This window comes from bacterium (genome assembly GCA_040753085.1).
Classification (GTDB): Bacteria; UBA9089; JASEGY01; order JASEGY01; family JASEGY01; genus JASEGY01.
On the sequence record JBFMHI010000112.1, the window covers coordinates 1 to 8,898 of the forward strand.

An 8,898-nucleotide genomic window follows, 5' to 3' on the forward strand; every position below is an offset into this window, starting at 1 on the left:
TGAGGTAAATTTCTGCATAACTGCTTTAGAGAAGGCATTTGCTATAGGTATGCCTGAGATATTTAATTCTGATCAGGGGTCACAATTTACCAGCTTAGACTTTGTCTCTAAGTTAGAACAAAACAACATCCGGGTAAGTATGGATGGGAAAGGGAGGGTAACAGATAATATTTTCACCGAGAGATTGTGGAGGACATTAAAATACGAGGAGGTGTACCTTAAAGATTATCAGAATGTTTGGGAAGCAAGACAAGGTATCAGCGACTATATGAGCTTTTATAACCAGGAAAGACCACATCAGTCTATTGGTAATAAGACACCCGCAGAGGTATATTTTGGTAGAAACAACTAAAATAATGACTCAAAACTGTAACTTAAAAAACGCTATTTTTTGTCTTGACAAATGGGTCCACTTTACTCTCGTGGCTTAGTGGCTTTGTGGCTGAATAGTTACAGAAAATTTAAGTTAAATTAATCTCTGGCCGATATATTCATTAGGTAGATAGGCTGAAGGCTGAAGGCTGAAGTCCAATCATCTGCTCTCCGCATTTATTCCTAAAAGCCTTCAGCCTTCAGTCTTCAGCCTTCAGTCTTCAGCCTTCAGCCTTTAGTCTATCTACCTGAGTAGTTACGAAAATATATTGGCCACGGAAGGCTCAAGATAGGTCGCATCTTGGGGAGGGATTTTGATGAAAAGGCTTTATTCGATTCTCTGTTTAGCTATTTTATTTGGAGTGTATTCTAATCAAGCCCTGAATGCCGATTCATGGGTTAGTAATGGGCCTTACGGCGGGGTCATCACCTCTATTGCGGTCGATCCACAAGACAGTCAGACCATTTATGTGACCACTTTCGGTGGGGGGGTATTTAAAACCATTAACGGAGGCGTGTCCTGGGACCCTGTAAATGAAGGTCTTGCCTCGCTCGATATTCGCTGCCTTTTTATCACGCCGGATAATTCAGGACATCTCTATTTAGCCTCGGCGGAGGGGATATATCATAGTCTTGACGGAGGAGCAAACTGGCAAAAGAAAGACAGAGGGCTGGGCACGCCTGATGTGCGGTTTATCGCTTTAGCCCGGACAAATCCTGAATTGCTCTATGCGGCCGGTTATAATGGGGTTTACAAGAGCGAAGATAGCGGAAATAACTGGAGCTTGTCTCTGAATACCCCTGATGTGCGTTCGATAGCCATAGATCCCAGAAATCCAGAGATTGTTTACGCGGCTACCTGGGGTGGAATCTACAAGACTATCAGCGGTGGAACAAAATGGGATAAACTGAACGGGGAATTGAGTAGGGACAAGGTCTGGTCAGTAACCATAGACCCGCTTGACAGTAAGACGGTGTATATTGGTCTTGATAAGGGAGGCATCTACAAAACCAGTGATGGCGGCGAAAATTGGACGTCCCAGAACCTGGGGCTAACCGATAATGACATCCGCTGTCTGGTGATCGATATCACGGCTGGGGTCGAGTATGTAGGGACCTTTGGCGGAGGAGTCTACAAAAGACAGCGGGGTAAAGAGACCTGGCAGCCGATAAACACAGGCCTATCCAATACTAAGGTTCGATCCCTGTCCCTGGATTCTGATTTTATCTATGTGGGAACCAACGGTGGAGGGATATTTAAAAGCAATAACGGAGGGCTTTCCTGGGAAGAAATAAACAAAGGGATAACCAATACCTACGTTCAGGCTTTAACGGCCGGAGATGGCGGTATTCTCTATGCCGGTATCGATTTCGGGGGTGGGGTTTATAAAAGCAGTGATGGGGGAAAAAGCTGGGAGGCCAGAAGTGAAGGAATTATGAACAATACCCTCGAGGACCTCCTGGCGGTCCCTGATAATACTGAGGTAGTCTATGCCGGAACTTACAGCCAGGGGGCATTTAGAACATTAAATGGAGGAGGAGAATGGAGCCAGATCAACGAGGGTCTTTTAGACCTTTCAGTCTGGTCGCTGGCCGCCTCTTCAACTACCCTGTATGCCGGAACCGGTGGAAAGGGGGTCTTTGCCAGCACTAATGGGGGAAACAACTGGAATCCGGCCAACCAGGGTATGGACGGAGCCGGTATCCATGCCCTGGCCGTAGACCCTGGAGATGAAAAGATAATCTATGCTGGAGGCTTCAGCGGGGTATTCAGAAGCGATGACGGAGGAGCCACCTGGACCGGAAAGAACACCGGCCTGAGCAATACTGATGTCCGGGCCTTAGACATAACCTCTGATGGAATCCTTTACTTGGGCACTTACGGCGGAGGGGTCTTCCAGAGTTCTGACAGGGGTGAAACATGGAAAGAGATAAATACCGGCCTCTCCAAACGCTCTATCCTCTCTTTAGCCATTGATCAGGATAATGAGCGGACGATTTACGCCGGCACCTATGAAGGCGGTGTTTTTCGCAGTCAGGATGGGGGAATTGCCTGGACTCAATTGACTCAAGACGGCCTTGTCTCTCCATCCATTATGTCCTTAGTGGTATCAGGCGGCCGGGTATTTGCCGGCACCCGGGGCGGCGGCGTAGTGGAATATGTGGAAACACCGGCCGACAGCACCCCCCCTGGAGCCATTATCGACTTAACGGCCGCTGATCCGACCTTGCATACCATTACCCTGGCCTGGACTGCCCCGGGGGATGATGACCGAGTAGGGCAGGCCGCAGCCTATGACCTCCGGTATTCTACCTCACGGGCAGCCATTGAAACCTGGACTGAAGCCACTCAGGTTGAAGACGAGCCAACACCCAGGGTCTCCGGAGCGGCTGAGGTTTTTGTCGTGGCCGGGCTTGATCCTGAGACAACTTATTACTTCGCCATCAAGACCCTAGATGAGGCAGAAAATGTCTCTCTCCGCTCAAACATCGCTTCTGAAACAACCCTGAGGTTAGCCGATACCACTTCCCCCTGCCGGATTACCGATCTGATCGCCGGCAATCCCACCACTCACAGTGTCACCCTCTCCTGGACTGCCCCCGGTGATGACTGCCAGGAGGGCCAGGCCAGTTGCTACGATATCCGTTACTCCACTTCTCTAATTAACGAAGATAATTGGGCAGCCGCCATCCAGGTCGAAGATAATCCCCGGCCGGCACTGCCGGGATCAAAAGAGGCCTTTGGGGTAGAGGGGCTTGATCCCCGAACCCTTTACTATTTCGCCCTCAAGGCCTGCGATGAGGAAGGCAATCTATCTCCCCTGTCTAATGTCGTCTCTGAAACAACCCTGGGAGCAAACCGTCCCCCCCAGGTAACCCTCACCTATCCTGTTGGTGGGGAGATACTCCGCGGAGTAGCTGAGATTTGCTGGCAGGCGACTGATCCTGATGGGGATGATCTCTCCATTGATCTCTTTGTCAAGCGGTATTCTGATTTAAGCTGGATGGGGCTGGCTTTGGGAAAAGCTAATAATGGTGAGTGTTATCCGTGGGATACAACCAGTTTTAAAGACGGAGAGGATTACCTGATCAAGGTGGCCGCCAATGACGGCCAACTGAGTGGGGAAGATCATACGCAAACCACCTTTGCTATTTCAAACCAACCGCCCATTATTGGCCCGGCGGCGGATTTGAGAGATGCCCTGGTCTATCCTGTTCCGTACCAGCCCAGCGAGGCCTACAATGGGGCATTGAAATTCATTCACCTGACCGAAACCTCCCGGGTAGGCATTTACACCCTCACCGGCGAGTTAGTCAGAAAGCTTCCCAAAAGGGACCTGGGCCCGATCCCTTACGCCAACGCCTACGGCCTGACCTGGGACAGCTTTAATCAATGGGGGGAAGCGGCCGCTGCCGGGATATATATTTATGTCATCGCTGATGAAGCCGGGCATCAAAAGACAGGGAAATTCTCTCTGTTAAGATAGGCTGAAGACTGAAGGCTGAAGCCTATCCACCTGTAGATGTTCCCAGGGCAGTATCCGTTTCGGATCAGTTATCTTAGCCGTATAAAATTCAGGGTCTAAGCCGGCCTCCTTCCAGGCCTTTGGCCAGGGAAGACCTTGACTGCCGACTAAGGAAAGAACCAGGCCCAGACGGCGATCACCCCTGGAAATGGCTGTTTGATACCTGGCCAGTCTCAAACTCTTAGGGGTAAATCTTACTCCCGGAAGGTGTTTTTTCATTAACTTCAATCGTTCTTCCAAGATCTCTGTCTTCTCCATCGCCTCTCTGGCCCAAGGTGTATGCGGTTTGGGAATAAAGGGAGCGACACTCAAGCTCAGACCCCTCTTCATTGAATCCTTAATCTTCCTAACCAGGTTTATGGTATCTAAAATATCATCCATAGATTCGCCCGGCAGACCAATAATGAGGTAGAGCTTAATGTTGGCCTGCCGGCCTGCTGCCTCTACCGTCTCTATGATTTCATCTTCCTCAATATACTTGCCAATCTTCTGCTGAAGAGCCGCCGACCCCGTTTCAATGGCCAGAGTAATGGTCTGCTGGTCGAGCATGGGCAGGAGTGAAGGGAGAAAACCTTTTATGGGAAGAGAGGCCAAGCTGATCTTTCCGCCCAAATCTTTTATCCGGCTGCATAATTCTATCAGGTAGGGATAATCACCTACGGCTGCCCCAACCAGTCCGATTCGTTTGCTTAGAGTAAGCCCATGCTTGACCTGATCTATCAGAACTTCCACAGATCGGCACCTAAAAGGCCCTGTAGCAAAGCTCGTGACACAAAAACGGCATCTTTTGGGACAGCCACGGCTGACTTCAATCAAATACTGATCCTTAAATTCAGTGTGTGGAGTAAGTATAGAAGAAGCAGTGGGATATGAATCGAGGGAGACAATCCATCTCCTGGTCGGGCCATTTATCTTTCCTCCCTTATTTTTTATCCGAGCGATAGTGCCATCCTGGTGATAGGCCACCTCAAAATCCGACGGGAGATAGACACCGCCTATCTCCCGCAAGGTTTCAAAGACTTCATTCCAGGACAAACCTTGGCGGCTTCCTTTTAGACAGATAGTGACTACCTCCGGGACAACCTCTTCTCCCTCGCCCAGGATAAAGATATCAATAAAATCAGCCAGCGGCTCCGGATTGGTGTAAGCACTTAGCCCACCTGCCATAACCAAGGGATCGTGGTTGGTTCTTTCACGGCTTTTGAGAGGAATTCCAGCCAGATCAAGCACCTTAGGCACATAAGGGAAATCCAACTCAAAGCATAAAGAAAAAGCGATTATATGAAACTCCCTTAGAGGACGTCCGGATTCAAGGCTAAATAAGGGGGCGCCGGTTCGATAATAATCGGCTAAATCTTCCGGGTCCGGAAGGAAGGCCCTTTCACAGTATATCCCGGGCTGAGAGTTGAGGATTCGATAAAGGGTCAAAAATCCCAGGTTGGACATACCTATATAATAAGTATTGGGGTAGACCAAACAGATGGAAAGTCCTTCTCTGGAGGAGGCGGGCGCCTCATTTTTTTCGGCTGAAAGGAGATATTTGGCTTTCTTAATTAATCTGGTCATTGGCAATTTGGTCATTGGTCATCGGTAAATATAGTGGTTATTAGTGAAAAGTTTCGACCTGTATGGTTAGGGTTATAGACTACCGACGCTGAAAACGTCAAATTTTAAATAGCCTACGGAAGATAAATACACCCGCAACGCTCGACCCTGCAAGGGTCGAATATTATCCATCACATAGAATTCAACCCTTTCAGGGTTGAGCTGTGGTAGATGTTTCGTTTCCGCAGGTTTCACCTGTGGTTATGTAAAATTCAAACCTTTCAGGTTTGAGGAGAATTGCTTGTAATTCCTAACCGCACACGTCGCTAATTTCATTACTTCCGAATCTTCTAACCAAAAACTTCCTCCCCTCTTCCGAAAGTAAGATAATTGGTCCAAATGTAGATAGCAATAGCCAATCCTTTAACCCAATCGCAGATGTGCCAAAGATATGCTGGAAAAAAGGGACATAAACAAAGAGAAGAATGATAATAACCTCAGCTAATATCCCCAATAAAACCAATTTATTGCTCATCAATCCTACCTTAAATATTGATTCCCGATGGGTTCGACAGCAGAAGACATTACCAATCTGGCAGGCAACAATGCCCGCCAGACACATAGTCGTAGCCATAATATAAACCTGCCCATTTGAAGCCATAGGCATTCCCCACTTCCACCCAGATGTCCAATAGACAAAGTAATAGGCTAACATACAAAGTCCAGCCTCAATCATCCCCAGGAATCCATAAGCCATTAAGAACATCCTGGTATTAATTAATCGTTCATTCCTTGAGCGAGGTGGACGATTCATAGTTCCTGGCTCAGGTGATTCTATCCCAAGACCCAGAGCAGGGATAATATCTGTTCCCAGGTCTATAGCCAGAATTTGCATCACCGTTAAGGGGAGGGGAATCTTAAACATAACAAAAAGGATAAAGGGGATGATCTCTGGTATATTGCTGGCAAGGACATAGGTAATGAATCGTTTGATATTGGCATAGACAGCCCTTCCTTCTTCAATAGCTGCTACAATGCTGGCAAAGTTATCATCGGTGATGATCATATTAGCCGCTTCTTTAGCTACATCATTGGCGTGTTTACCCAGGGCCACACCAATATCAGCCTTTTTTAAAGCCGGTGCATCATTTACGCCATCCCCGGTTACAGCTACAATATGCCCCTCCTCTTTTAGATAGGAGACAATCCTCATCTTTTTATCCGGAGACATACGGGCAAAGATAATCGGCTGTTTCAATAAACCCTTCAATTTCTGATCATCCATATTATCTATCTCTTGACCAGTCACTACAACCGCCTTTTGTAGATCATCAATCATCCCAATTTTGTAAGCAATCGACTTAGCGGTTAAACCATAGTCTCCAGTAATCATAATCAGATTAATGCCAGCATTATGGCATTGCCTGATAGCCGCCGGCACCTCTGGCCGTGGTGGGTCTATCATCGCCACCAGGGCTAAAAAGGTAAGGGACCTTTCTACCTCTTCATTGGTATAATTAACCAGGGCAGATAACTCATCATCCTCACGAAAGGCTACCGCCAGTACCCTTAGCCCCTCCTTAGCAAAAAGGTCATTCTGATTGATGATTGATTGAAGCAGCTCAGGGGTTAACCCCATTTTTTGCCCATTAATGAAGATAGAATCACACTTAGACAAGGTTTCTATAGGTGCACCTTTAGTAAAGGCTACCCTTTGACCATGCTTATTTTGATTAATGGTGGACATTCGTTTGCGATTGGATTCAAAGGGCAGATGGCTAATTCGCTCATATCCCTGCCTTAGAGATTCTATATCCAGTCCTGCCTTTTGTGCTAAGACAATTAGTGAACCCTCAGTTGGGTCGCCCAGTATCCTCCAGGAATTCGCTTCTTGAGTAGGTGAGATTAGTTGGGCATTATTACACAGCACAATTGAGGTGAAAAATATCTTACAGGTTGCATCTTGAGACAGGATTAAAGGCTCAATCCTTTGTTCCTGGTCATCAAAGAATTCTCCTTTTGGTTGATAAGAGCTACCACTTATGTTAATAACCTTCTGATTTATAAAAATTTTACAGACACTAATTTGATTAGTAGTTAAGGTGCCAGTTTTATCTGTACAGATGACATCTGTGCAACCAAGTGTCTCCACTGAGGAGAGTTGTTTAATCAAAACATTTCTTTTTGCCATTCTTTGAACACCCATAGCTAAGGCTAAGGATAGGGTGGGTAATAAACCCTCTGGAATATTAGCCACAATAATACCAATAGTAAAGGTAAAGGCAGCAACCAGAGAAAGACCGCCAATGCCTTTACCAAGAAAGAAAAAGACAATACCCATACTAACCGCTAAGATAGAAATAACATTGACCATCTGGTGTATCTCTTTTTGCAGTGGGCTCAATTCCTCTTCTACAGACTGGGTTAATCTGGCGATTTTACCAATCTCTGTGTGCATACCCGTGCCAATAGCTATTGCCTTACCGCTTCCTGAAACAACCGATGTACCAGCAAAGATCATATTTGGCAATTCAGTCCATAAAAATACCTTTTCATCCTTAAGGGGTTCAGCCATCTTGTAGATTGGTCTTGATTCTCCAGTCAGAGCCGAGTTATTGACTCGTATTTCGTAAGCCTCAATTAATCGGGCATCTACAGAAATGGCATCCCCTTCCTCAAAAAGGATAATATCACCAGGAACAAGCTCTAAAGACAGAACATCTGTTTCCTTACCATTTCTCATCACCTTTGATCTTAAGGGTAGTAATCTCTGAAGGGCTTCGATAGCCTTTTCTGCCTTAAACTCCTGCCAGAATGAAAAGATAGCATTAATCAGGATGACACCAATAATAGCCCAGCCCAGTTGAGGCATAGCTACAGCCGGAATAAAGCATAACCCTGCGCCTATCCAGAGGAGAATAGCAAAAAGTGAGGTAAGATTCTTTAAGAATTTGATATAGACCGGGACTTGCTTGATCTTTTTGAGGATATTATGGCCATAGAGCTTTAATCTTCTTTGAGCCTCTTCTTCGCTTAGTCCCTGCGGCGAGGTCTGCAGCTCTTCAAAAATGCTTTCCTTATGAAGGTTTATATACCCGGATTTACCCTTTTCCTCATAGTCAACCAGGATATTATAGATATTTTCTGGCAAATGGGCATTTTCAAGCCGTGCCCGAACAGGGGGATCACTTAGTATGCCGGCTATCTTTGCCATAATCTGGAGATGAAGCGAAGTATCATCACTGGGGGTAATAAAGAGAAAAAATACCTTGCAGGGTTTTTTATCAATAGCCTTCCAATCAAGACCCTTTTTGACAATAACCATTCTAACTTGCATTCCGCACTTCCAGAAAAGGTTTTGTGCTATTGGGCCAACAAGGCTTTTTGAAAGATAGCTTTATCTAATAGAAGCTTTAATTAAGAAAAGAGATTGTCACCTCACCATAATGATTGA

4 protein-coding genes are annotated in these 8,898 nt (G+C 46.3%); 2 read left to right on the forward strand and 2 right to left on the reverse strand.

The window, feature by feature from the left end; all coding sequences use genetic code 11:
* Both AB1797_10675 and AB1797_10680 read left to right on the forward strand, forming a co-directional pair.
* On the forward strand, window positions 1–352 hold a 352-nt coding region (locus AB1797_10675; GenBank protein MEW5768065.1), incomplete at its 5' end, for an integrase core domain-containing protein.
* Window positions 353–689: 337 nt separating this feature from the next.
* Complete coding sequence (locus AB1797_10680; GenBank protein ID MEW5768066.1) at window positions 690–3,860, forward strand: hypothetical protein; 3,171 nt, start codon at window positions 690–692, stop codon at window positions 3,858–3,860.
* Here AB1797_10680 and AB1797_10685 read toward each other — a convergent pair.
* A complete protein-coding gene (locus AB1797_10685; protein MEW5768067.1) occupies window positions 3,852–5,480 on the reverse strand; it encodes a radical SAM protein in 1,629 nt (542 codons plus the stop codon). The two genes, AB1797_10680 and AB1797_10685, sit on opposite strands and share 9 nt — an antisense overlap.
* Before the next feature lie 274 nt (window positions 5,481–5,754).
* Complete coding sequence (locus AB1797_10690; GenBank protein MEW5768068.1) at window positions 5,755–8,781, reverse strand: HAD-IC family P-type ATPase; 3,027 nt, start codon at window positions 8,779–8,781, stop codon at window positions 5,755–5,757.
* Window positions 8,782–8,898: the final 117 nt, after the last annotated feature.